Source organism: Mediterraneibacter hominis, from assembly GCF_014287475.1.
GTDB lineage: Bacteria > Bacillota > Clostridia > Lachnospirales > Lachnospiraceae > Mediterraneibacter > Mediterraneibacter hominis.
In genome coordinates this window covers 375,456-399,215 of the sequence record NZ_JACOPF010000002.1, presented here as the reverse complement: position 1 = coordinate 399,215, position 23,760 = coordinate 375,456, and the positions used below count along the sequence as shown (strand labels likewise).

Sequence of the window (23,760 nt, the reverse complement as noted above, 5' to 3'; positions counted from 1 at the left end):
TTCCCTCTACAGATATTCTTCAATCGCCTTGTCTATTGTCAGCATTTCTTCCTCTGAAAGACTCCATTCAAATCCCCTGCAGTTTTCATTTGCCTCTTGTTCATTGCGGACACCGCAGAGCGCTGTCTGTACAAAATCCTTCTGTGCATTCCAGTTTACTGCCACTTGTGCAACCGGCGCATTATGACCTGCCGCTATCTCATCCAGTACTTTCAGCAGCTTCATTACTTTTGAGAATTTCGGCTCTTTAAAGAAATCATAGAATGTCAGCCGCATATCATTTTCATCAAATTTAGGCAGTTCTCTTATCGCTCCGGTCAGGATTCCTGCCCCCAAAGAACCATATGTCATGTTTGCAATGTTCTGGTTATAACACCATTTCATCAGTTCTTCTTCTGAACGGTTTACCATAGAATATGGAGGTTCAGAGGCCGATATTACGCCATACTTTTCTGCCTCTTTTATCTGTTCGATACTAAAATTAGAAACACCCAGATAACGCACCTTTCCTGCTTTCACCAGTTCATTCATAGCGCCCATTGTTTCTTCAATCGGTGCATTATGTTCAATATCCGGCCAATGAATCAGCAACAAATCTATATAATCTGTCTGCAGGTTTTTCAATGATTCATCACAAAGCCGCAGAATCGTCTCTCTTCTGCCGTCCTTGATTGGCGGAGACTGCGGATCGGGCTGGTACAAAGCCGTCTTTGTTGTTAAAAATATCTGCTCTCTTCTGCCTTTTAATGCTTCTCCTACAATTCTCTCTGATTCTCCGCAATTATAGCATGGAGCGGTATCAATACTGTTTACCCCATTATCAAACATCGCGTGGATTGCCTTAATACAGTCTGCTTTATTTACCTCTCCCCAGCCGGCTCCTCCGATTGCCCAGGTTCCCACCGTCAGCGCCGATATTTTCTCTCCTGTTTTCCCAAATTCTTTAAATCTCATAGATTCATACACTCCTTCTTATTTTTCTTTTTTAGCAATATCCCATTCTCCTTAGATACTCCCGGTATTTTTCTTCGTATTTTTCACGGATTCCCGGAGTCGGTTTAAATATTTTTTCCACATGCACCATTTTTTCTACTGCTGTCTTTACATCAGGATAAATTCCTACTGCTGCCGCGCCGAGTACTGCTGCTCCAACCGAAGATATCTGGATATTACGCATCCTTTCAATCCTCATCCCCGAAATATCTGCCCGAAGCTGCATCCACTCATCTGAATTCGCCGCGCCGCCGCCAATGCGCAGCCTGTTTACCCCGCCGGTTTTTACCTCTCTGCAGTCATCTATTAATCTTCTGTTCTCAAATGTAACCGCCTCGATCACTGCCTTAAAAATATCTTCTTTGGAAGTTCTATATCCAATTCCTTCAATAACTCCTCTGTCACCGGCAATCGTCGGGTGTACCATGACAGATCCCTTGCCGTCAAATCTCACTGCTTTCCAATACTTCTCATAGTCCGTTTCTTTTGTTCCCTCCTGAATCTCACGCATAAACCACTCTACTATGGCTCCCGCTGTAGGAAATGCCCCAAGACAAATCGACGTATCTTTAAAGGACCCGCTGTAAGATGTGAGAGGGCAATCCGGATTTTCTCTCTTGAGATTTACAGCTCCGTTTGCCATATATCCTACATGATCAAACGTTCCTGTAATGTCGCCCAGCAAATCCTGCGTTTCATCAATAACTCCCATTCCTATCATAGCTACGTCGCAGTCATGACCTCCTGCAATTACAGGAATAGATTTCGGAAACTCTATCTCTCCATATTGTCTTATATATCCTACTATGTCTCCGGAAGCCACAATATCCGTTCCCAACATTTTCTCTGAAACGCCCAATGTATCCAAAAATTCTTCTGACCACTGCATTGTCCCAATGTTCAACAGCTGTTTTCTTGCCGCCATCGTATAGTCGTTAACAGGTTTCAGCCCCAGTTTACGAAAAACAAACTGCTGCTGTGAATCAAAATACGCGATTTTATTCGCAATCTCCGGCATATTCTTCTTTACCCAAAGTAATTTTGCTCCGAACGTCATAGCTCCATATTTTGCACCTATAATCTCGATCTGTCTTTTTTCTGGAATGTTACGGTTTATAAATTCCGCTTCTTCTTTTCCCCGTATATCTGTACATAAAATACAGTCATTCAGTGCATTTCCTTTTTCGTCTACTGGTATCAGATTATCTCCAAAGAAAGAATATCCGATCGCGCATATTTCATCTTGTTCTGTTATATTCTTGAGCACTTCCGCCATACATTCTACTGAAAATCTCCACAGTTCATACGCAGAAATCTCCGCATAGCCCGGCATTTTAGGAACAATTTTATATTTTCTGGAAGACGAACAAGCGATTTTTCCATCCTCTGTGTTGATTGCATTCACACGGACATTGGACGTACCATAATCTACCACCAGAATCAATTTTTTGCCCATACATATCTCCTTATTTGTTTACTACCTGTATCCATTCTCCGGTCTGGAAGTAGTGATCTAATGCATGCATCATAATGTCTGTAGTCATTTGGAAAATATCTGCGCAATGCCCTGCCAAGTGTCCTGTAATTGTCACATTATCCATCTTAAGCAGCGGATTATCTGCCTCTAAAGGTTCCTGGTGGAAAACGTCTAAACCTGCGCCGGCGATTTTCTTATTTATAAGTGCATCCATCATAGCCTCTTCGTCAACCAGTCCGGCTCTTGCCGTATTGATCAGATAACTTCCCGGTTTCATCAATGCAAATTGTTCTTTTCCAATCAAACCTTTCGTTTCGGGCGTCAACCGGAAATGTATCGAAATTACATCAGCTTCTTTACATAATTCATTCAGCTCTTTTGGTTCATAACCCATTTTACGGATCGCGTCATCTGACATATATGGATCATAAATCAAAACTTCCGCTTCGAAAGCCTTCATAATTTTTGCCACTCTGGAGCCCACCATGCCACATCCTACAAGTCCTATTTTCTTTCCTTTTAAATTCACGGAGTACTCACTGTTTGAGAAACCATCCTTAAAATTTCCCGCCTGCATTCTCTGATGGGAACGAGCAATGTTTTTCATCTCCGCAATCATCAGTCCTACTGTAAATTCAGATACCGGAACTGCAAGACGCCCTGGTGCATTTACAACCTTGATTCCCCTTTTTGCTGCATTTTCTACATTTACATTTTCAACGCCGCTGCGCATAATACACACCGCTTCGAGATTTTTCGCACTATTTACCGCTTTCGTGCTAATTGCACTAATATGGGAAATAACAATATTCGCGTCTTTTATTTCCTCCAGCAGCTCTTCCTCCTCTGGAATAACGTCTGGCCCGTTTTTCTCCATATTTAAAAACATTTTCGAAAAATCATCCCCGTCTTTTATGTACTTCTGTACTTTTACATATTTTACCTCTGCTCCGTATTTTTCTGCCAATATATCATAAACATGCATTCTCCCGTCAGGAGTAGTGAAATCCTCCATTACTACAACTTTTTTTCCCATCTTTTTCACCTCTGCTTATTTCTATTTTTCAAATGTACATGCTGCCTTTATAAAATCTCTGTCTCCCATCTTCTTCATCACAGGAATAATTTCTTCTAATGTAGTAAAGCGATGTGTAATCAGTTTTTCAAAGGGCAGCTCTTTCCATCTCTTTAAAAATTCAAACGCCCGATCAAAGCACTGCGGTGTGTTTGCCACCACAGAAGTAATATGTGCGTTCCGAGAAAATACCACATCCGGAATATTGATTTCTGATATATGATGCGCTCCAAAATCCATTGCATTTCCAATCTCTACATAATATCCGCATTTTCTTACCATCTGCATACCTTCAATACAGGTGGATGGATGATTTGCCGCATTGATAACTACATCCGCTCCTCCATCTGTTATTTCTATAATCTTTTTGACGCGTTCCTCCGTCGTCATATCGGCTACATTGACGGCTTCATCAACACCGGCAATTTCTTTCGCCATCTTTAATTTCTCATCAAAAAAGTCTGTAATGACAACCTGTTTTGCTCCCATTTGTTTTAAAATCATTGCGGTCATAATGCTGATTGCCCCCGCACCAATCACCAGACACCTTGAGCTTAGACTAAAACCTTCCCCGGTTCCTCCAATCGGAGTTAAAACCTGCTCAACCGCACGCATTGCCACTGCACATGGATCCAGCAGTGCAGCGATCTCTCCCGGCATGTCTTCGGGCACCTTCCACACATATGTCCCCGGATACAAATAACAATACTCTGAAAAACCACCTTTAAAATGCGGCCATTGCTCCGCGTCATGATTCATTTCTTTACTATTGTCTAAATCGAACACTCCTCCATAAATATAATCATTATCACACACGCCGCATACACCGTCTCCCAGTTTCATGCAGGTATCACATTTGCCGCAGGTAATATGAGGATAAACCACAATTCTGTCGCCCAATTTCAACTCGCCGCCATAGACATGCAGCGCTTTATTTGCTTTTTCTCCAATTGAAATTACCTTACCCATAAATTCATGTCCTTCTGCGCCGCCTTTATGAGTTCCCGGCAGTTTCACAAAATGCTGGTCACTTCCACAGATGCAAAAAGTTTCAATTTCAATTACTACGCCGTCTTCTTTTGCCTCCGGCACCGGATATTCTTTTACTTCCATAGAGTAATATCCCGTATTGAGTGCTGTTTTTCCTGTTTTGTTTGTCATCTTTTCTTCCTCCTATTTCAGAAACAATCTATCCTTTTCCACGTGCGCGTATATTCATAACAGACACCAGCGTTACCGCAAACAGCATAATTCCGCCCTGTACAACATACTGCTGCCACGTTGTCGCTCCCAAAAGTACCATGCCGTTATTTATAATATTTACAAGCAGCGCTCCCACAATCGTTCCGGGCACATTAAATACGCCGATCCTGTAGAAAGTCGCCCCCAGCATCAACATAGTGAGAAGACTTACCAACGTCGTAGTCCCCATATAAGGGGAAGCTGCATTTAACTGAGACGCATTAATAATTCCGCCCAGTCCGCATAATACCGCACTGATGACAAAAGATTTCATTTTTTCTTTCCTTGCGTCAATTCCCACATATCTGCAGGCATCACTGTTCGAACCTACCGCATATAGTTTCCGGCCGTTTGTCATTCCTTCTGTATAAATCAACATTGCGAATGCCACAACAGCTAAAATAAACACAGAAATCGGTATTATGCCCGCTACCCGCTTCTGTCCGATCGTAGTAAAAATATCTCCCCATGTAGACGAATATACCCGTCCGCTGTTTGTTATCATTTTATTAAATCCGTCTAAAACAAACGATACCCCCATTGTTGCAATAAATCCCGGTATACCTACCCGCGTATGTAAAAGCCCGTTCACAATACCAATTCCTGCACACAATACTAATGTAATCAGTACCGCCAGGAAATAATTGACTCCGTTTTTACATAAAACAGCCGTAACACACGCCCCTGTCGCCAACTCCGCACCACAGGCAAAGTCAATTTCGCCTGTAATCATTACCAGAGACAGACCCAGTCCGGCAATACAGAGTACAACTGTAGAACTAATTACATTCATAATATTTCCCAGGCTATAAAATGTAGGTCTAAGTAATGCAAATACAATACATACTAAAACCACAATCAGCAGCAATCCATACCTGCTTACTGAGCCACCGCCATTTTTTACTTTTTTCTTTGCTGCGACCTCTGCCATTTTTCTTTCCTCCTATCCCATCTTTACAGAAGGAAGACCTTCTTTTCTTGTCATTGCAATGTAACCAACAGCGATAATTAAAATAATTCCATTAATAATATCTTTGATGTAATCTGGATATCCGCAGAACGTTATTCCATTCGTTATAATCGCCGTCAGAACCGCCGCTACTACAGTGCCCTGAATATTATATCTTCCGGGACGCAGAAATGTTGCCCCCAGCATAGCCGCCGCCATAGCATCCATCATAATACCGCTGCCAAGCGTTGCCTGTATATTCCCGGTTTTAGAGCTCGCCAATATACCGGCAAATCCGCCTACCAAAGCTGTAATTACAAATGCGATAAATTTAATTCTGCGTACATTAATACCGACCTGCCTGCAGCAGGCTGCATTATTCCCAATCGCTTGGATATATGTTCCAAATTTGGTCTTATCGACCAGAAACCATAAAGCAGCCGCTATCACTATAAAAGCAACAGCAAGTACCGGAACCGGCCCTAACCGCGCCTGCCCCAAGGTTCTGAATGCCGCCGGCCACTCCATATTAAAAAGCGTTTTTCCGCCTGTCAGCAGATTTATAAATCCATCATTAATTTTAGATATCGCAAGTGTAGCTATAAACGCCGGCACACCGATAATCACTCCAAATGTGGCATCAATCACTCCCATTAGTCCAATGACCAACAAAGCAATCAATACACCGATAAAATATACCGACACCCTGCCTTCTCCCAGTACAGCGCCCAGAATTGCAGCAGTCAAAGTTGCTTCTGCTCCAATTCCAAAGTTCATTTCTCCAACCATCATGACAATACTGGCTCCCATCCCGAGGACGCCGACAAGCGCCGCTGTAGAAAGAATATCCATAAGATTCGTAACCTGTAAAAATCCCGGCGCCAGAATACTAAAAAACAGAATCAATACAATATCGGCAATCAAAAGGAAATATTTCGTAATATTTTCTCCAACCGTACTTTTTTTCTTTGTTATCGTTTTATTTCCCACTGCCAACACCCCCTAATGCGTACTCCAGAATAACTTGATTATCAAATTCCTCTCGCTTTAATTCTTTTACTACGTTTCCATCATAGAAAATATACATGCGATTACAAACCTTCATTAATTCTTCTAACTCTGACGAAATAAATACCACACTCTTCCCTAAATTATCTGCCAGATTCCGAATTTTCAGATAAATCTCACTTTTTGCTCCTAAATCCAGTCCTGCTGTCGGTTCATCTACCGTAAGCAGCTTCAAATTTTCCACTTCTATTGAGCGTCCAATGATAATCTTCTGCATATTCCCTCCGGAAAGATGGGAAATTAACTGTCCCATACTGTTGAATTTAGTTCCGTTTTTTTCAAGAACCTGCTTTGCAAATTTATAACTTTCTTTTTTCTTAAGCATCCCTATCCTGGAGGCAAATCGTTTTACAAACAAGGTACATACGTTTTCTACCAGGTTTAAAGAAGGGAAAATTCCGTTTTTGCGCAGTTCCGGCGTCAAAATAATTCCCTTTTGTATCATGGCAAAGCTGTCTCCTTTTGTAATTTTCTCACCGTCAAAAGTAAATTCTTTCTTATCGCATCTTCGTATTCCTGATATTGCCTCCATCGTTTCCGTCCGGCCTGCGCCGACCAGTCCGTAAAAACCGACAACCTCACCTCTATTTACATGGAATTCTACCTGATGTGTCTTTCCGTCGAATGTCAGTTCATGCACATCCAGCAATCGACTTTCTTCTGCCTTTTCATAATTCATATCCGGTACTGTTACAGCTTTAATTTTATCGCTCCGGATCATTGCTTTTATACATTCATCTTGAGTAATATCTGCGATATTTGCTGTCATTGTCCTTTTTCCGTCTGCCATAACCGTTACTTTATCTGCTATAGCAAAAATTTCTTCTAATTTATGTGTAATATAGATCACGGAAATATGAATATCTGTAGTCAGTTTCTTAACAAATTTTAAAAATGGTTCGATTTCTCCTTCGCCCAGAGATGCGGTCGGCTCATCTAAAATTAAAAGTTTTGGTTCGGTAGATGCAGCCCTCATAATTTCTACAAGCTGCTGTGCGCCCGCTCCCATCTTTTCTACCGGTATATCCAGTGGTGTATCGACTCCTAATTTTCGCCGTACTGACTCTGCTCTTTTCATCATTGCTTTTTGATCCAGAACAATTCCTTTACAATTTTCAGTTCCAAGGCAGATATTCTGCGCGGCATTTAAATAACCAATCAGGTTTCGCTCCTGGTACACCATGTTAATTCCTGCTTTCATAGAATCCGCAGGACCTTTAAATTCCTCTTTCTTTCCTTCTACTTCGATATAGCCTTCATCAATCGCATATACACCTGTCAGCATCTTACAGATAGTACTTTTTCCCGCGCCGTTTTCCCCAATCAGCGCATGGATTTCATTATGTCCTATATCAAAACTGACATGGTCTACAGCTGTAACTCCTGTAAATCTTTTTGTAATTTCTTTTATACTTATCAATGGAGCTGTATTTGACACAGTTCTCACCTCATTTCTTCCTTCTGGACAGAAAAGGGATATGCTGCTTTATACCCCTTTCCTGTTTCCTGATTCACCAAATTTTCATGCTGTTCATAAATTTATTTTTATTCTTTCACTGTATACGTGCCTTCCCAGTTATACCATGCGTCCGGATCATCATCATAATAATCAAATACACTGTTAATATTGGAGCCTGGTTCTGGAACATTATCCTGGGTAATTACCACGCCCTCGGAGTAAAGTACTTCTCCGGGTGTTGAAATAATGCATCCTTCGTCTCCTGGATTGAGCCCTTCTACCTGAATATCCTCAATCGCCTCAAAAACTTTATGCGTGAACATCTCAAATGGCTGCGCATAGCTGTATTTCATATACGAACCGCTTCTGATATAAGACCAACAGTCTGATCCTCCGTCGATTCCCGCGACAAAGAAATCCGGATCAATTAAGTCTGCACTCTGTTCTGCCGCCTCTGCGACCGGCATGGCGATATAATCACAAGATCCTATCCATCCTTTCATTTCTGTACCATACTGCTGCATCAGAGCTTTTGCTGATTCATTTACATATGTCGGCTGATCCGTCCCGCCCGCAACCGCATCTATCGTCTCCAGCACAGACAGATTCGAATAGATATCACAGATTGACTGAATAGGAAGAATTCTTTCATTATGTACCTGAATAGACGCCATCGTAGAGAATCCGATCGCACCGCTCCATCCAATATCATTGCCTATCTGATAAATAAGTGACATTGCCGCGGTACCATTTGGCATTGTTGAATTCATAATCACTCCCGGTACAACCTGATTATCGTTTGAATATACTCCAATACCCATATTACGTGCTTCAGCTATTAGATCTACTTTTGCTTCCATAGATTCTGTAGAGCCAATAATAATCGCGTCTACTCCCTGATTCATCAGATTTCTAAAAATATCTGCCCACTCAGAATCCTCTTGATAGGTATACTCTGCATATTCCCATCCGCGGTTATCCGCCTCCAGCTGAGACTGGAGAATCGATCTGCTCTGTGACTCTACCTCCGGTTTCGTATGCATATATGCCACTTTTATTTCATCCGCCGATTTAATATTAGGCCTTGTAAATTCATCAAACGATCCTTCTGCTGCGGCCGCTGTTTCCCCGCTGCCTTTTTCCTGCTCTGCAGAAGACTGTTCTTTCGAATCAGAACCTCCTGTATTTCCGCTTTCGCCTCCACTGCAGCCTGCCGCCATAGTCACTGCCATTGCTGCACATAACAAAATGCTAATCATCTTTTTTCTCATAATTTTCCCTCCTGTTTTATAATTGTGAATCAGCATGAAACCGGCAAAGTACCAAATACCTCTATATGATGTCTCACAACCTCTTTTTCTGCTTTTTCAAGTACTGTAATGATATCTGTTCCCTGAAATTTAGCCGTCTCTTTTACAAATTTTTTGACTGCCTCCGCACCTGCAAGTGACATCGCCGTAAAGAAGTTGATTTTATTGATTCCATGTTCTACCAGCTTCTTATAATCGTCGTCCGTCAGCCCAGAACCACCATGCAAAACGATCGGAACAGGCAGCTGTGCCTTGATCTCATCCAACCTTTTATAATCGATATTGGGTGTTCCTTTATATACTCCGTGTACTGTTCCGATTGCAACAGCCAGACAATCCACATTGGTTTTTTCGTAAAATTTCACTGCCTCCTCAACGGTTGTATAGCAGCTCGGATCAGCCACATTTCCATCCAGCATATTTCCTTCGTGTCCTGCTACATGTCCGATTTCCGCTTCTACGGTAATACCACACGCATGGGCAGCTTCAATTACCCTCTTTGTAATTGCAGCATTTTCCTCGAAAGGCAAAGAAGATCCATCAAACATAACAGAGGTACAGCCGCAGCTTATTCCCCGCATACAGTCTTCAAAGGTTGGCGCATGATCCAGGTGCAGCGCCACCGGAACAGAACTTTTCCTACATCTTTCCGTCAAATAGTTCATAAATACATCATTTTTTCCGCTTACACTTGGAGGTACAACCATCAAAATAACCGGCGTATGTTTCTCCTCTGCTGCATTTAAAATGGCTTCCGTTGTAACAGTATCCATTGTGTCAAATGCGCCGACCGCATAATTTTTTTCTTTTGCGGTATCCAGTATTTCTTTCATAGTTACTAATGACATTTTTCTTTTCTCCCTTCTAAAATTTTATTTGCGACTTAAATTAATTTATTTGAATTATACCCCCCCCCTGTATTTTTTTGTCAATTATTTCAATATAAATAATATATTTTTATGCAATATATACAATTTACATTTTAAAAAGCCTGAAAATACGTTTTAAAAAAGCATTGATTTTGTGAAAAATTATTTACATAAATTTAATTCTCAAAATTTTCGCACAAAAAAAGAAACCATTCTAACGAACAGTTTCTTTTTTCTGTGCTTCTGCTTTTACCGTAAATATATTTCTTTCTCTCTAATTTCTATCTTCCCTTGCTTTAGCAATCTCCCGACAGCTCTCTTAAACGCCGCCTTGCTCATGCCGAATTCCTGTTTGATTCTCTCCGGATCCGCCTTATCAGTAAAGGGCAGTTCACCATCATAGCTTTTCAGCACTTCCAGAATCTTCTCTGCATCCTTATCCATCTGCTCTGGAATCTTTTCTCTTACGCTTAAATCCAGCTTTCCATCCTCTTTTACCGCTGTCACCCGCGCTGTGATTTCCTGCCCCACCGTTAAGCTTCCAAACGAATCTTTCTTCGGAATCAGCGCAGAATACTGGTTGTCCACCGCGACAAAGACACCATATTCTTTGCTGGTATCATAGATAAATCCCGTCACCTTATCGTCCTTTTTGTATGGGGAATCTGTCTGTAGAAGATGATACACCTTCATCGTGGCACACAGTCTCTCACTTTTGTCAATGTAGAGACTTACAAGGCAGGAATCTCCCTTTTTTACTTTCGCAGTCTGTTCCTTAAATGGCAGGAATAAATCTTTTTCCAGTCCCCAGTCCAGGAAGGCCCCCATCCTGCCTACATCTGCTACTTTCAAAACCGCAAGCTTTCCCAGGGTTACCTTTGGTTCCCGCGTCGTCGCAATCAGCCTGTCCGCAGAATCTTTATATAGGAATACTTCTATCGGATCGCCGGGCTCAATTTCTTCTGGCACTTGTTTTTTCGGCAGCAGAACTCTTTGCTCATCGTTTCCCAGGTACACACCGAAGTCTACCTTTTTCACTACGGTCAGCATCTGCTTTTCTCCTAATCTCATCACTTTTCTCCTCTTATTCTTCTCTCATCTCTATTACTGCATAAGGCTTTCCTTCTGCATCGCACAGCTCTACTATCGTCCTGTCTTTCTCAAATGCCGCTTTCGGATAGATAATATCTCCATAGACGGCAGATTTCTTATAATCTACTCTAATCTGTCGAAGCCTCCTCTCCTCCGGCAGAACCTCCAGGGCCATCTGTACATATTGGCAGTTATTGACGTGTTCATTGGTATCAATATGATATTTTCTGACCGGAAATGGCTCCAGATCTTCGCAGTGCTGTGGCATTTTGATTTTTCTTCCTTCATATTCCATATCAAGCGGTCTTTCCGTTCCATAGGGCAGAATATATTCTTCCTCTGGACGGACAGGGCGCCCCTTTTCCAAATCCATAAATACCCAGATTGAGTTCGCGCAGGCGATTCTTTCCCCCATCTCATCCTTCATAAAAAAGTTCCGGTTACCGTACAGTCCTTTAAATTCCGTGGCAAAGGTTCCCACCGTAATCTTCTCCGCCAGCTTCGGAAAGCGTTCTGTCACTACCTGCCAGTAAGACAATATCCACGCCTTTTTCTTTTCCTTTAAAACCTCCATTCCAAGTCCTACACTCTCAGAATGAAAGGTACTGCAGTCTTGAAAATAGTTAATTAGCGCCGGCAGTGTCATTGTACCGTGGTGATCTATTTCACTGTAACGCACTTGGCTGTCAAATGTATACATGTGCTTTTCCTTCTTTCTTTTCTTTCTGCTATTCTAGTTCCTCTTCTATTCTTTTGCAACATAATTATAATCTACAGTTATTACACACTGATACCTTGCATCTAATTTCTGTAATCTTTCTGTTAATGCAAGAGGAAGGTGCTTTCTTTTTTCTTCCCCGTATTCGATTGGAATCACCATGTCAAAAATCAGGTTAATCTGCTCTTGCCCGTATACCACACGAAAGTCATGAATACTGCACGCGTCATCCAGCCCTGCCAATATTTCTTCGGTCTTTTGCTTAAGTGCAAGAACTCTTTCATCCTTCATATCCACCGGATCCATATGGATAACAAGAAAAATTCCCAGCTTTTTCGCGGCCTCCCTCTCTATCCGGTCAATAATCTCATGGGATTGTTCAATATCTACGTCATTTGGAACCTCCGCATGTATCGACGCCATGCTTCTGCCCGGTCCGTAATTATGTACAATCAAGTCATGGGTCCCTTCTATCCCGTCATACGCTTCCACAAACTGTTTGATTTCCTCATAAATCTCCGGATCAATCGCTTCTCCTATAAGCGGTTCCAGTGTATCCTTTGCAATACCGATTCCGGCCCACATCACGACAAGCGCCACGCCGATTCCTACAAATCCGTCAATATTGACCTTCGTAATTCCAAAAAATACAATAGACACAATCGTCGCTCCTGTCGTGATCACATCCCCCATCGAATCTGCAAATACTGCTTTCATCACCTTGGAATTAATTTTCTGTCCCAATTTTCTATTAAACAAACCAAGCCACAGCTTTACACCAATGGACAATGCCAATATCACTACAGAAACCACCTGGAAATTCAGTTCTTCCGGATGCAGAATTTTTCCAAAGGAATCTTTTAGAAAGGTGAATCCCACTTCCAGTATCAAAAAGGATACAATTAGCGCCGCGATATACTCCATCCTTCCATGTCCAAACGGATGATCCTTATCTGCCGGCTTACTCGCCATTTTTACGCCTATAAAGCTGATAATAGAAGAACCTGCATCTGAAAGATTGTTAAACGCATCGGCTGTGACAGAAACGCTGTGCAGGAAAATTCCAATCACAAACTTTACGGCAAATAGAAATACATTACAGAAGATGCCCACAATGCTGGCAAGCACTCCATATGCCGTCCGCACGGACACCTTCTCCACCTCTTTATAATCTTTTATAAAATGTCTGACTAAAAATTCTGTCATTTATCGTCTCCCCAGAAAAACCATTTTATCTTAAACTCTGATTCGGCTGTAATCTGAGAATATTCCTCCTCTGTAAGTACATTTTTTAATTTTTTCTTTCCTTCGTCCGGCACTACTGCATTCGTCGTATCCAGAAAGCACAAATTCGGATACAGTACACACCACCAGTTATGCCCCTTTGCATTCCCGATTTCTATCCGCAGTGCCTCATAATTTCCCGCCGGAAATGTCACATCTCCATACGTCTTGTCCGGGAAATAGCAGGTGCTCACCGCAGCGCTTACTGTATCATCTGCACCATTTTCCTCCAGCGTCTGTTTACTTATTTCCTCCAGCTCATCTGTATGCTCCCGCACCCACCGAGTCGTCTGCTCTACATCCATTCCCTGGGGCAATGCTTCTTCCATCCAGTCCAGTACTGCATCCCTCACCTTTACCTTCAGCTCCTGATCTCTCTTGCTGTCACTATTTGCCAAAACATGGAACCTTAAGACCTCCTGCGACAAATGCTCCTGGCGTTCTGCCGCTGCTACTGTCTGTACCTTCCAGACTGCCACTGCAGTAACAAATGTAGCAATAACGATTGCTAAAAAAAATATCAACTGATTTGCGTGTTTTTCTATATAGGTTCTGTCCATATGTATCTCCCTCCATCTTGCTGATACAGAGAGTATGAACACTTTCGCTTCCTTTATTCAAAAAACATGCATCCTTTGTCTATTCTTTCTTTTACTTATGCCGAATCGTGTTAGCAACCGTCTCCACCTGGTTGTCAATATGCTGACTGGTGATTTTCGTCGCCCGTTCCCTCTCTCCATTTGCAATCGCCTGAATAATATCCTGATGCTCTGCCAGCAGTCGGGGATAATACTCTTTCTTTTTCAGATATTCGATCCGGTACCGGTACATCTGCTCCCTTAGATTATTCAATAGCTGAATCAATCTCTTATTGTCTGTCGCCATATAAATAATATCGTGAAACGCAACGTCTGCCTCCGCGATTTTTGTTATATCTGCACTGTCCAGCACTGACTCAAAATTCTTTGCCGCCTGCTGTAAGTCCCGGATTCTCTGTTTATCAATCCTGTCACATGCAAGCTGTACCGCCAGCTCTTCCAGCGCACACCGCACTTCTAACACATCTCTTAGATTTTTCTCTGTAATCTCCGCGACCTCTGCCCCTTTCCTGGGGATCATCAATACAAGACCCTCCAGCTCCAGCTTCCGGATTGCTTCCCGGATAGGCGTCCGGCTTACCCCCAGTTTATTGGCAAGCTGTATTTCCATTAGCCGTTCCCCCGGCTTTAATTCTCCTCGCAAAATAGCCTGTCTTAATGTCTGAAATACAACGTCTCTCAAAGGAAGATATTCATTCATTGTTACTTCAAATTTCGGCTCCATCCTATTTTCTCCTTACTCCATGTACATTTGTCACAAACACTTGCTTTGCCAGTGCTTTCTCTCTGATTCGTATCTGTGCTTTTCGGGCATCTGTCCGGTTTTCAAACAACCCAAATACCGTTGGCCCGCTGCCACTCATCATCGCGTTTAATGCCCCTGCTGCCTTCATTTCTTTTTTGATCTCTTCAATAACCGGATACATGGGGATCGTCACATCCTCCAAGACATTTCCCATACAGGCAGCTATCTCATAAAGTGCCTGATGCTCCAATCCGTGGATCAGTCCGTCAATATCTGGATGTTTTTGTATAATTTCTGCATCTAGAGCTTCATATACCATTTTTGTAGATACACTGACAGGCGGTTTGGCAATCAGAACCGTGCATTTCGGCATAGCCGGCAGCATCGTCAGCTTCTCACCGATTCCTTCAGCCAGCACTGTCCCGCGCATAATACAATACGGAACATCCGCCCCAAGCTTCACGCCCCTGTCCATCAGTTCTTCCTGCGTTAAATGCAGATCAAACAGGCGGTTCATTCCAAACAGCACTGCTGCTGCGTTGGAGCTGCCGCCTGCCAATCCTGCCGCCACAGGTATATGCTTCTCTAATGCAATCTTCACTCCCTGCCTTAAATGGAATTCATCTGACAGCAGCTTCGCCGCCTTATAGGCTATGTTGCTTTCATCTGTCGGAAGAAAATGCAGATTCGTCTCCAGAGAGATTCCCTCTTCCTCTGTCTTTTCTATATGCACATCATCATACAGGTAAACTGACTGCATTACCATGCGCACATCATGGTAGCCATTTTCCCTTTTCCCAAGTACATCCAACCCGAGATTAATTTTTGCAAGTGCTTTTAATGAGAGCTGCCTCATTGTATATCCTCCATATTGTATTCTTCAGATTGTCTTGTCTTATCGCATGTCTCGTATCTTGTATCTTGTATACATTATACTTATAGTATACTCATATTTTCTTTAAAAATCAACAATTTATCGCCTGGTTTTATCGTATCTGTCTCCAATGTATTTATCTCTTTGATTCCTTCCACTGTTGTCATATACTTTTTCGCCAAATCCCACAGTTCGTCTCCTGCTTTTACAATGTATCCCACAATTCCCGGTCTGTTTTCCATTTCCTCTAAAGGAACCTCCGTTAACTTTGCCTCTGTAATTACCTGCATGGGAACCGGTTTTCGAAGAAACGCATCAAATGCAAGCACCGCCTTTACTTCTACTGCCTCACTTCCCGCCAGTGTAACTAAAAGCTGCTCTACATGATAAGACATATCGTATCTTACATCTTCCGGAACGCTCGCACATTCCATCAGATAAGAAAACGGCACCATTCCTTGCCAGCTTCCAAAAGGCATACTATCATCCGCACGCAGATATAAAAATGACAGATGTAAAATCCCCTCGATCTGCAGTCCTCCTTCTGTTCTTTCGATATGTTCTATCTGAATGTTCCCTTCGCTGTGGCAGATTTGCAGTACATTGTCTTTTAATTCCGGCAGTTCCAGTCTCTCTCCAATTTTGCATTTCGAGTGATTCTGCATCAGTAATTCTTCATATACTGCTTCACGTGTCTGGAATTCACATCTTTGTTCCAGTGAATACATGTCTGCAAGTAGTTCCATCTGTTCTTCCTCGTAAATATTCAGCCGCAGATTTATCGTACCTTCGATTCCCAGAATACGCATTTCCCCATCTTCATCCATACGGGCATCCACCAATGTATCCTCCAGTGTATGCTGTACATGATAATACATCCCTTCCTCTACTCCGTCACAAGCAAGTCGTCCTTCGAAGGGAACGCTTTGTTCTATCCAGTCTGTCTTTTCTTCCTCTGACAGATACATACAGAATACCAGCAGTTCCCCTCTTATCAGAAGCGCATCCATCTCCGGCCTGATTTCCAGCTTTCTGCTGCTTACATGGGTTACAAGCATTACGCCTACACTCTCTTTTGTACCGGGCAAGGTAATCTCTTCTTTCACCCTGTATGTATCTTTCTTAGTCGTATTAAGCTTCAGAAGATTCACCGGCTTCATTTTTTTATAGATTGGAACCGTACTCTCCACATCTGTCGTCGTCTCTTCGTCTTCTAACTTTTCTTTTCCTATCTCCATCTCAACCATAGCCTTCAGACTGATTTTTCTCGAATTGACCATAGTGACTGTAAATTCATTTCTGATATTTTCCATATAATAATTTTCATTTTCATCATTTTCCGCATACACCATTTCTTCAAAAGGTATTTTTCCTTCCAGCACCGCTGGGCGTGCCTCCAAAGAGTCTGCTAAATATAAAATCTGAAAATAAAATTTCCCTGTGATCCGGATATAGTTTTCTACAGTCCGAATGTCCTCTACTTTTACTGTACCTGTATTTTGAACAATTTGCCGCACGTCTTCTTTTGCATCTGGCACGTTATAATCTTCATCCAGCACAAACTGATCGAAAATCTTTTTTCCTTCCTGATTATAATGTATCTGCTTTTTTATCAGTTCCATCTTTTCCTCCTTAATCAAAAATGACCTCTTTTTCTATATATTTAAGCTGTACGACCACATAAGGAAATGTGGTAATCTCTTTTGTCTTTTCTCCTTTCTCTGGTCCAAGCAGATTGGTATGTATATAAACAGCATTCTTCGTCTCATATAGCGCCAGAACCTCCACACTGTACCCTGTTTTCATCTGTGCCCCATATCCCTGTGCGATATACAACTGCCCCTGGTCCGCGTAGGTAAGCTTAAACGGCTGTGATTTGTTTTCTTCGATCATGGATTTCAGTTCTTCCGGCACCGCCTCCTTGTCGAGAACCGTAAATGAAAGGTCCTGTAATTTCTCTGTTTTCTGCGGCCTCGATATACAGCCTGTCAGAAATAGCGCCGCCAGGCAGAAAATCCATATGCGTCTATATGTTTTCTTTCCCATCCCCATTCTCCGCGGCATATTTTCTCTAATATCATATTAAAAAAACAGCAGGATTATACCCTGCTGTCGGAAGATTTTTTGATTCAAGTCAGCAATGCTTGAGTATGCCCAAGTTCATGAATATAAATTTCAAATATACCACACATTCTACAGTGTCTTGTAAGCACATGATTTACAGTGGAACAACTATATGGCTTATGCTGTTCCCAATTATTTTTTCTCTTCTTTAGTGTTTACGCTGCTAAAAAGATAATCTAATATATAAAAATTATACTCATATACTACTTTTATTAAATATCAGTTCTAAATTTAGGGATTTTATATCTCCGCTTGGATGATATGTCCAAAGTTCATCTCATCTTTAAAAAGATCATATACATATTCTGGACTTTCTAAATATAACCCCGTTTCTTTATCCTGGAGCTTTTCAAAAATTTCTGAATTATAAAATCTATTCATAGCTTCATCGTATTCTATTTTCTGATCCGTAGCAACCATATCCACAATATCCTGTATCATATATTCAATCAACTGGCTCTGCTTACACATTTTAATCAGCCACCTTTCATAAAAGTTTAATACTTTTTTCAGTATGAAAAGAATATTGAGAAGACGTTTTCTTATATACCATTCCTTTTAGCAATGTATCAAAATCAATCATTTCATTTTCATATTGCCGGAATAATAACGCCATATTATCATCTGCAACAGGTCCAATAACAATATCATATTTGTTATCTTTATTGCACAAAACATCTTTCTCATCTATAAATGCTCTGTTCCGGTTATTCATTACAAATTTTGCCCATTCCGCTGTTGTATAAGTTCCAAAATCTTTAATCTTAATATTTGTTAATTCTCTAAAACTATCTTCTATTTCAAAGGTATTCACAATAGGAACTCCCCATAAATTTTAGACACTCTTACCGCCATTTTTCCCGCCTGCTCCTCAATATCTGTCAAATAAAAACCTTTTCCGAAATCTTTATATGGTCTGCACATTGCTAAATTTATGTTATCTGTCACTATATTACTCCCATGATATAATTTCATAGCATACCTCCATTTTTTCGACACAGAGTTCCTAAATCTTCTAGTACTGTTTCAAAATCTAACGTATGTTCAATATCATAATTTTCTTTGATAAATGCAATGCCTTTAAATTGAAAGAGATAGCGAAACGCCTCTTGAACACCTAAGTTATACTTTTGAGCAAATTCATTTACACAGGCAACTGTAAAATTAATCTTTTTCTTCTGTTCACTCATTTAAACATCTCCTCTCTTTCCATAATAAACATTTTCTTTCATAAATATCCAGACATTCGATTGACCACAGCGCAAGTCACAACTATTTTTTATTTCTTCTTTTTATCTGTCTTTTTCTATATTATTCCTGTTCCGCCGTCATTTTTTCTCCATTGTTAGTATAAGCCCTCCAGAAAAAGCTTTAAGCTTGATAGAAATAGTATATCACAGGTCCATAATTTATTGCACATCCTCTCTTTTCTTCTTCTCTGTTCTAATCCTCACACTCTCTGATATAGTTCAGAAATATAATATACACCATTAAAAAAAGAATGTGCTTTGCACATTCTCGCGCCGAAGCGCGGCCGTGTCAGCAGCCATTTTCCACTTGCGCGCAGTGTGCATCCCCCAGAGGGTTTTATTGTGTAGGAAACAAAGTTTCCTACACAATAAAAAACCGTACTATGTCTTTACATAATACGGTCGTTTACCTATTCCATCGCAGCATTGATTGCCGCAACCGCACCGTCTGCAACAGCCGTCGCAGCCTGACGCACTTGTTTTACACGTATATCTCCGGCAGCATATACGCCCGGCAGATTTGTACGCATTTTTTCATCTGTCACAATGTATCCGTCTATCAATTCAAGTCCGTTATACAATTCTGTATTCGGTGTCGCTCCGGCATAGATAAAGATTCCGCATCCGTCATCTTCTATCATTTCCGTTTTCCCGTCTTTCCCGCGCTCTATTTCCAGCTTTTCTACATGACTCGCGCCATACACTGCTTTTAACCGATACCCTGTGCGCACACAAATATTCGGCGTTTCTTTTACTCTGTTTAAAAATTCCGGAATACATCCAAGTGAATCCTCAAAATGAAAAATCGTCAGATTCTTTGCAAACTGTGCCAGGTATAGAGCCTCTTTTACAGCGCCGTCCGCGCCTCCTACAACATATATATTTTTTCCGGCATAATTTTTTCCACATTTCGCAGCATTCATACCGATTCCTTTACCTGCCAGATCTGCTTCTCCCGGAATATTGAGTTTCCGCGGCGTACTGCCGTTTGCAAGAATTACCTTCGCCGTTTCGTAGTTTCCCTTTTCTGTATAAATTTTCTTTACTGCCCCCTTAAGTTGTACCTTTGTTACATTTTCATAGAGAATCTCTACCCCCGCATCTAACGCCTGTTTTTCCATACGCTTTGCAAAAGTAATTCCTGTCTCTTCGGGAAGCAAGGCAGCATAATGTGTAACTGCCGATACCTTTCCGATGATTCCGCCTACTGCTTCCTTTTCCAAAATCAGCGTCCTTTTGCCGCGGCTCACTGCGTAAATACCTGCGCTGATACCTGCCGGCCCTGCTCCTATTATAATAATATCGTACATCATCCTCATCCTTTCCGTTTTTTTCCTGCTCTTCCATATTTTTTATCTTTCTGATTTTCATTATACCCTCATATATCATAATGTAAAATTATATTAATTTATTTTATCATAATAAAATTTTATTATAATCCAGATAACAAATTCATTTTCTAAATAGCAAGCTTTCATATCCATCCGTATTTATTCAGCTTTTCAGCGTAAATTACGCTTGAAATACGGCTGTATTTACGTTACTATTGTTTTGCATACGACATTTCTAAAGAAAAGAGGATTCACCGAATGTTTCGTTTTATATGTATTGTTATTTTTCTCGTGCTGTATCTTATTTTATCTATTCCGGTATTCCTGGCAGAATGGATCATTGGAAAGTTCAGTCGCGAAAAGAGAGATTATAGTTCCCTGCGTATCGTACAATTTGGTTTTAAAGTTATCCTTAGGATGACTTCTGTTAAGACCACCATTATCGGAGAAGAAAATATTCCCGATGAGCCGGTACTCTTTGTCGGCAACCACAGGAGCTTCTTCGACATTCTGTTGACATACAGCCGCTGCAGGCGCCTCACCGGATATGTGGCTAAAAAAGAGATGGAGCACATTCCTCTGCTCTCTACCTGGATGCGTTTTGTATACTGTCTGTTTCTGGACAGGGAAAATCCAAAGGAAGGGCTGAAAACTATACTGACTGCAATCGACTATATTAAAAAAGGAATTTCTATCTGTATCTTTCCGGAGGGTACAAGAAATAAAGGGGAAGAATTAAGCATGCTTCCTTTTAAAGACGGCGCCTTTAAAATCGCCGCCAAGACAGGATGTGCTATTATACCGATTTCTATGAACAACACTGCTGCTATATTTGAAAATCAATTTCCCAAAATCAGAAAAGTCCATGTCGTCATTGAATACGGAAAGCCCATATATCCAAACGAACTGGATAAAGAGACAAAGCGGCATATCGGGGACTATGTACAGAATGTAATTCAAGAAACAATAAAAAGAAACGCAGAAATGGTGTAAAACAGATAAAGCCTGCCAAATTGATTTCATTCCATTTGGCAGGCTCTTTTCAGTTAGTGCCGCAGCTTTCCAACTCTTTGCATACTATTCAGGCTCCTACTATATTGATCGGTTTCCCTTTTAAATATGCTTTTGCATTCTCTACTGCGGTCTGCATAAGTCTCTCCCTTGACTCCTTAGGCGCCCAGGATATATGAGGGGTGATAATACAGTTATCCAGTCCCAAAAGCGGATGATCTGCTCTGATCGGTTCAGAAGATACCACGTCTAATCCTGCCCCGGCAACTTTACCGCTTATCAATGCATCTCTCAAATCCTCCTCTACGATAAGAGGCCCTCTGGAGTTATTCAAAATAATCACTCCGTCCTTCATTTTTGCGATGTTTTCTTTATTAATAATGCCCTCTGTATCGGGAAATAAAGGACAGTGGAGCGCAATTACATCAGATGACGCAAATAAGGTATTTAGATCTACATATTGAAACTGCTCCGTTTCTTTCACAGTCTGAAGCTTATCGAACGCGAGCACTTTCATTCCCAGCGCCTGCGCAATTCTCCCTGTTGCCTGTCCAATTCTGCCGTATCCTATGATTCCCATTGTCTTTCCTTCCAATTCAATTAACGGATAATCCCAGAAGCACCAGTCTGGATTTCGCGTCCATGCGCCTTCCTGTACTGCCTTGTTATGGTGACCGATATGATGACAGAGCTCCAGAAGAAGCGCTATGGCAAACTGTCCCACCGCCGCTGTCCCATAGGTCGGAATATTTGTCACCACAATCCCCTGTTCCTTTGCTGCCTGTATATCCACTACATTGTATCCTGTAGCCAGAACGCCAATATAACGAAGTTTCTGGCAGCCCTTCAATACTTCAGCAGACAATGGCGTCTTATTCGTAAAAACAATTTCTGCATCTTTGATTCTGCTTCTTATCTCTTCTGTATCTGTCAGGGATGTGCGGTCATATACCGTACATTCCCCGATTTCTTCCAGTGCTTCCCAGCTTAAGTCTCCCGGGTTTAATGTATATCCGTCCAATACTACGATTTTCATAAACTCACCTGCTCTTCTCTGCTGTCTTTTAATATTTTGCCGTCTTTTATTGTCATAACAACGTTCTGTGTGGCTTGCAGATCTTCCAGTGGATTTCCGGAAAGAACCGCAAAATTCGCCCGATACCCTTTTTTGATATATCCGATTTTATCCTCCTGCCCGATCGCGGACGCCGCTACAGAGGTCGCTGCTTTTAAAGCTTCTGCATTACTCATTCCGATCTTTTTCAGATTCATAAATTCGAGTGCATTCGTACCTACTTTGATTCCGAGTGTCCCTGCGTCGGTAGAAAATGCAATTTTTACGCCCGCTTCATATGCTTTTTTCACACTTGCCCAATGGCGCTCTGCTGTCTTTGCCAGAAGGTCTAAAACCCCTTGGCTTTTTGCCGCTGCCAGTTCTTTAGACGGAGTCGGTGTCGGTGACAAAAGCGTAGCAAGCATATACCGGTCTTTTTTCAACATCAGCTCAATCCCTTCTTCATCGATCCCCGTTCCATGTACCACAAGGTCTCCGTCTGCCCGCAGGAAACGCTTGATCGCCTCGGCGCCTCTTAAATGCGCATGTACTGGTGTTGCATAGTTATGTGCTTCGTCAATAGCTGCCTCGATTTCTTCCGGTGTAAAATCACAGGCCTGGGAGTTTCTTCCAATCATACGGATCGGAGGGCTTAACTGAAGCTTAATATGATCTACACTGTGATACATCAAATCCCTTACCGCCTTGCGCATCCCATAAGGGCCGTATGGCTCCATAGAAAATCCAACGAAATGTGCCTTATTTGTCGTGAGTTGTTTGCCTGCAATAAATAGATCCGGCCCTTCTATGTATCCTTTATGAATTGCTTCTTTCAATGCACACTCGATAAAGTTGTTTCCTCCTCCGTCAATCACTGTAGTGAAACCTGCATCCAACATTCTACGGCAATTATACGCGCCTAAATAAGCAACGGCTGCCTGCGCTGTATCCAGTCTCTCTCCTCCGGGTGATGTCGTAGCCAGAGACTCCTCTTTATCTGTAACCTCCTCCAGGAGCATATGCATATGACAGTCTATAAATCCTGGCGTCAAGGTATAACCCGACAAATCGATCACTTTTCCATTTTCTGCCTGTTCGCTGTCCTTTGACAAAATATCCGCAATCACTCCATTTTCTATTACAAGTGTCTTTTTTTCCTCTAATTTATCATTTTCGCCATCGAAAAGATTTACATTTTTTAATATTAATCTTTGCATCTTCCTGACTCCTCTCTAA

General features: G+C 41.6%; 25 protein-coding genes. 1 reads left to right on the top strand and 24 read right to left on the bottom strand.

What is annotated here, in order from left to right; translation table 11 throughout:
* Nucleotides 1-6: 6 nt before the first annotated feature.
* The 22 genes from H8S37_RS11380 to H8S37_RS11280 form a co-directional block, all read right to left on the bottom strand.
* A complete protein-coding gene (locus H8S37_RS11380; RefSeq protein ID WP_186876187.1) occupies nt 7-954 on the bottom strand; it encodes an aldo/keto reductase in 948 nt (315 codons plus the stop codon).
* A gap of 31 nt (nt 955-985) precedes the next feature.
* Nucleotides 986-2,449, bottom strand: a complete 1,464-nt coding sequence (locus H8S37_RS11375; RefSeq protein WP_186876186.1) for an FGGY-family carbohydrate kinase — start codon at nt 2,447-2,449, stop codon at nt 986-988.
* Between the two features lie 10 nt (nt 2,450-2,459).
* Nucleotides 2,460-3,506: a 2-hydroxyacid dehydrogenase gene (locus H8S37_RS11370; protein ID WP_186876185.1), complete on the bottom strand. Its 1,047-nt coding sequence runs from the start codon at nt 3,504-3,506 to the stop codon at nt 2,460-2,462.
* A 21-nt stretch (nt 3,507-3,527) separates the two neighbouring features.
* Complete coding sequence (locus H8S37_RS11365; RefSeq protein ID WP_186876184.1) at nt 3,528-4,706, bottom strand: zinc-dependent alcohol dehydrogenase; 1,179 nt, start codon at nt 4,704-4,706, stop codon at nt 3,528-3,530.
* A 28-nt stretch (nt 4,707-4,734) separates the two neighbouring features.
* Nucleotides 4,735-5,718 (bottom strand): ABC transporter permease, encoded by a 984-nt coding sequence (locus H8S37_RS11360; RefSeq protein WP_186876183.1) that lies wholly within the window; start codon nt 5,716-5,718, stop codon nt 4,735-4,737.
* Nucleotides 5,719-5,730: 12 nt separating this feature from the next.
* Nucleotides 5,731-6,726 (bottom strand): ABC transporter permease, encoded by a 996-nt coding sequence (locus H8S37_RS11355; RefSeq protein WP_186876182.1) that lies wholly within the window; start codon nt 6,724-6,726, stop codon nt 5,731-5,733.
* Nucleotides 6,716-8,251, bottom strand: a complete 1,536-nt coding sequence (locus H8S37_RS11350; protein WP_330604962.1) for a sugar ABC transporter ATP-binding protein — start codon at nt 8,249-8,251, stop codon at nt 6,716-6,718. Before H8S37_RS11350 ends, H8S37_RS11355 begins: the two co-directional genes overlap by 11 nt.
* Nucleotides 8,252-8,349: 98 nt before the next feature.
* Nucleotides 8,350-9,534 carry a sugar ABC transporter substrate-binding protein gene (locus tag H8S37_RS11345; protein WP_186876181.1) on the bottom strand — a complete coding sequence of 395 codons (1,185 nt, stop codon included), beginning with the start codon at nt 9,532-9,534 and terminating at the stop codon, nt 8,350-8,352.
* 29 nt (nt 9,535-9,563) lie between these two features.
* Nucleotides 9,564-10,421 carry a class II fructose-bisphosphate aldolase gene (locus H8S37_RS11340; RefSeq protein WP_186876180.1) on the bottom strand — a complete coding sequence of 286 codons (858 nt, stop codon included), beginning with the start codon at nt 10,419-10,421 and terminating at the stop codon, nt 9,564-9,566.
* 270 nt (nt 10,422-10,691) lie between these two features.
* On the bottom strand, nt 10,692-11,513 hold the full coding sequence (locus H8S37_RS11335) for a CvfB family protein (protein WP_186876179.1): 822 nt from the start codon (nt 11,511-11,513) through the stop codon (nt 10,692-10,694).
* A 13-nt stretch (nt 11,514-11,526) separates the two neighbouring features.
* Nucleotides 11,527-12,234, bottom strand: a complete 708-nt coding sequence (locus H8S37_RS11330; protein WP_186876178.1) for an acyl-[acyl-carrier-protein] thioesterase — start codon at nt 12,232-12,234, stop codon at nt 11,527-11,529.
* Between the two features lie 45 nt (nt 12,235-12,279).
* Nucleotides 12,280-13,458, bottom strand: a complete 1,179-nt coding sequence (locus H8S37_RS11325; RefSeq protein ID WP_186876177.1) for a cation diffusion facilitator family transporter — start codon at nt 13,456-13,458, stop codon at nt 12,280-12,282.
* Nucleotides 13,455-14,096: a stage II sporulation protein R gene (gene spoIIR, locus H8S37_RS11320; RefSeq protein WP_186876176.1), complete on the bottom strand. Its 642-nt coding sequence runs from the start codon at nt 14,094-14,096 to the stop codon at nt 13,455-13,457. Before spoIIR ends, H8S37_RS11325 begins: the two co-directional genes overlap by 4 nt.
* Before the next feature lie 91 nt (nt 14,097-14,187).
* The gene (locus H8S37_RS11315) at nt 14,188-14,859 is read right to left on the bottom strand and encodes a GntR family transcriptional regulator (RefSeq protein ID WP_186876175.1); all 672 of its coding nucleotides are present in this window, start codon (nt 14,857-14,859) and stop codon (nt 14,188-14,190) included.
* A gap of 1 nt (nt 14,860) precedes the next feature.
* A complete protein-coding gene (gene ispE, locus H8S37_RS11310) occupies nt 14,861-15,736 on the bottom strand; it encodes a 4-(cytidine 5'-diphospho)-2-C-methyl-D-erythritol kinase (protein ID WP_186876174.1) in 876 nt (291 codons plus the stop codon).
* An 80-nt stretch (nt 15,737-15,816) separates the two neighbouring features.
* Nucleotides 15,817-17,376, bottom strand: coding sequence for a DUF3794 and LysM peptidoglycan-binding domain-containing protein (locus H8S37_RS11305; RefSeq protein ID WP_186876173.1), 1,560 nt, complete (start codon nt 17,374-17,376; stop codon nt 15,817-15,819).
* A gap of 10 nt (nt 17,377-17,386) precedes the next feature.
* The gene (locus H8S37_RS11300) at nt 17,387-17,800 is read right to left on the bottom strand and encodes a protease complex subunit PrcB family protein (protein ID WP_186876172.1); all 414 of its coding nucleotides are present in this window, start codon (nt 17,798-17,800) and stop codon (nt 17,387-17,389) included.
* Between the two features lie 318 nt (nt 17,801-18,118).
* Complete coding sequence (locus tag H8S37_RS11295; protein WP_186876171.1) at nt 18,119-18,349, bottom strand: hypothetical protein; 231 nt, start codon at nt 18,347-18,349, stop codon at nt 18,119-18,121.
* A gap of 16 nt (nt 18,350-18,365) precedes the next feature.
* Nucleotides 18,366-18,692, bottom strand: coding sequence for a DUF3990 domain-containing protein (locus H8S37_RS17430; RefSeq protein WP_330604957.1), 327 nt, complete (start codon nt 18,690-18,692; stop codon nt 18,366-18,368).
* The gene (locus tag H8S37_RS17425) at nt 18,689-18,853 is read right to left on the bottom strand and encodes a DUF3990 domain-containing protein (RefSeq protein ID WP_279287371.1); all 165 of its coding nucleotides are present in this window, start codon (nt 18,851-18,853) and stop codon (nt 18,689-18,691) included. The genes H8S37_RS17430 and H8S37_RS17425 overlap by 4 nt, the downstream gene beginning before the upstream one ends.
* A complete protein-coding gene (locus H8S37_RS11285; protein ID WP_186876170.1) occupies nt 18,850-19,068 on the bottom strand; it encodes a DUF3791 domain-containing protein in 219 nt (72 codons plus the stop codon). Before H8S37_RS11285 ends, H8S37_RS17425 begins: the two co-directional genes overlap by 4 nt.
* 470 nt (nt 19,069-19,538) lie before the next feature.
* Nucleotides 19,539-20,438, bottom strand: coding sequence for an NAD(P)/FAD-dependent oxidoreductase (locus tag H8S37_RS11280; protein WP_186876474.1), 900 nt, complete (start codon nt 20,436-20,438; stop codon nt 19,539-19,541).
* A 279-nt stretch (nt 20,439-20,717) separates the two neighbouring features.
* Between H8S37_RS11280 and H8S37_RS11275 the strand changes: the two genes are divergently transcribed.
* Nucleotides 20,718-21,452 carry a lysophospholipid acyltransferase family protein gene (locus H8S37_RS11275; RefSeq protein WP_186876169.1) on the top strand — a complete coding sequence of 245 codons (735 nt, stop codon included), beginning with the start codon at nt 20,718-20,720 and terminating at the stop codon, nt 21,450-21,452.
* A gap of 88 nt (nt 21,453-21,540) precedes the next feature.
* On the opposite strand, the gene H8S37_RS11270 is transcribed toward H8S37_RS11275, so the two are convergent.
* Both H8S37_RS11270 and H8S37_RS11265 read right to left on the bottom strand, forming a co-directional pair.
* Nucleotides 21,541-22,506: a D-2-hydroxyacid dehydrogenase gene (locus H8S37_RS11270; protein WP_186876168.1), complete on the bottom strand. Its 966-nt coding sequence runs from the start codon at nt 22,504-22,506 to the stop codon at nt 21,541-21,543.
* A complete protein-coding gene (locus H8S37_RS11265) occupies nt 22,503-23,741 on the bottom strand; it encodes an amidohydrolase family protein (RefSeq protein WP_186876167.1) in 1,239 nt (412 codons plus the stop codon). The genes H8S37_RS11270 and H8S37_RS11265 overlap by 4 nt, the downstream gene beginning before the upstream one ends.
* Between the last annotated feature and the right edge of the window lie 19 nt (nt 23,742-23,760).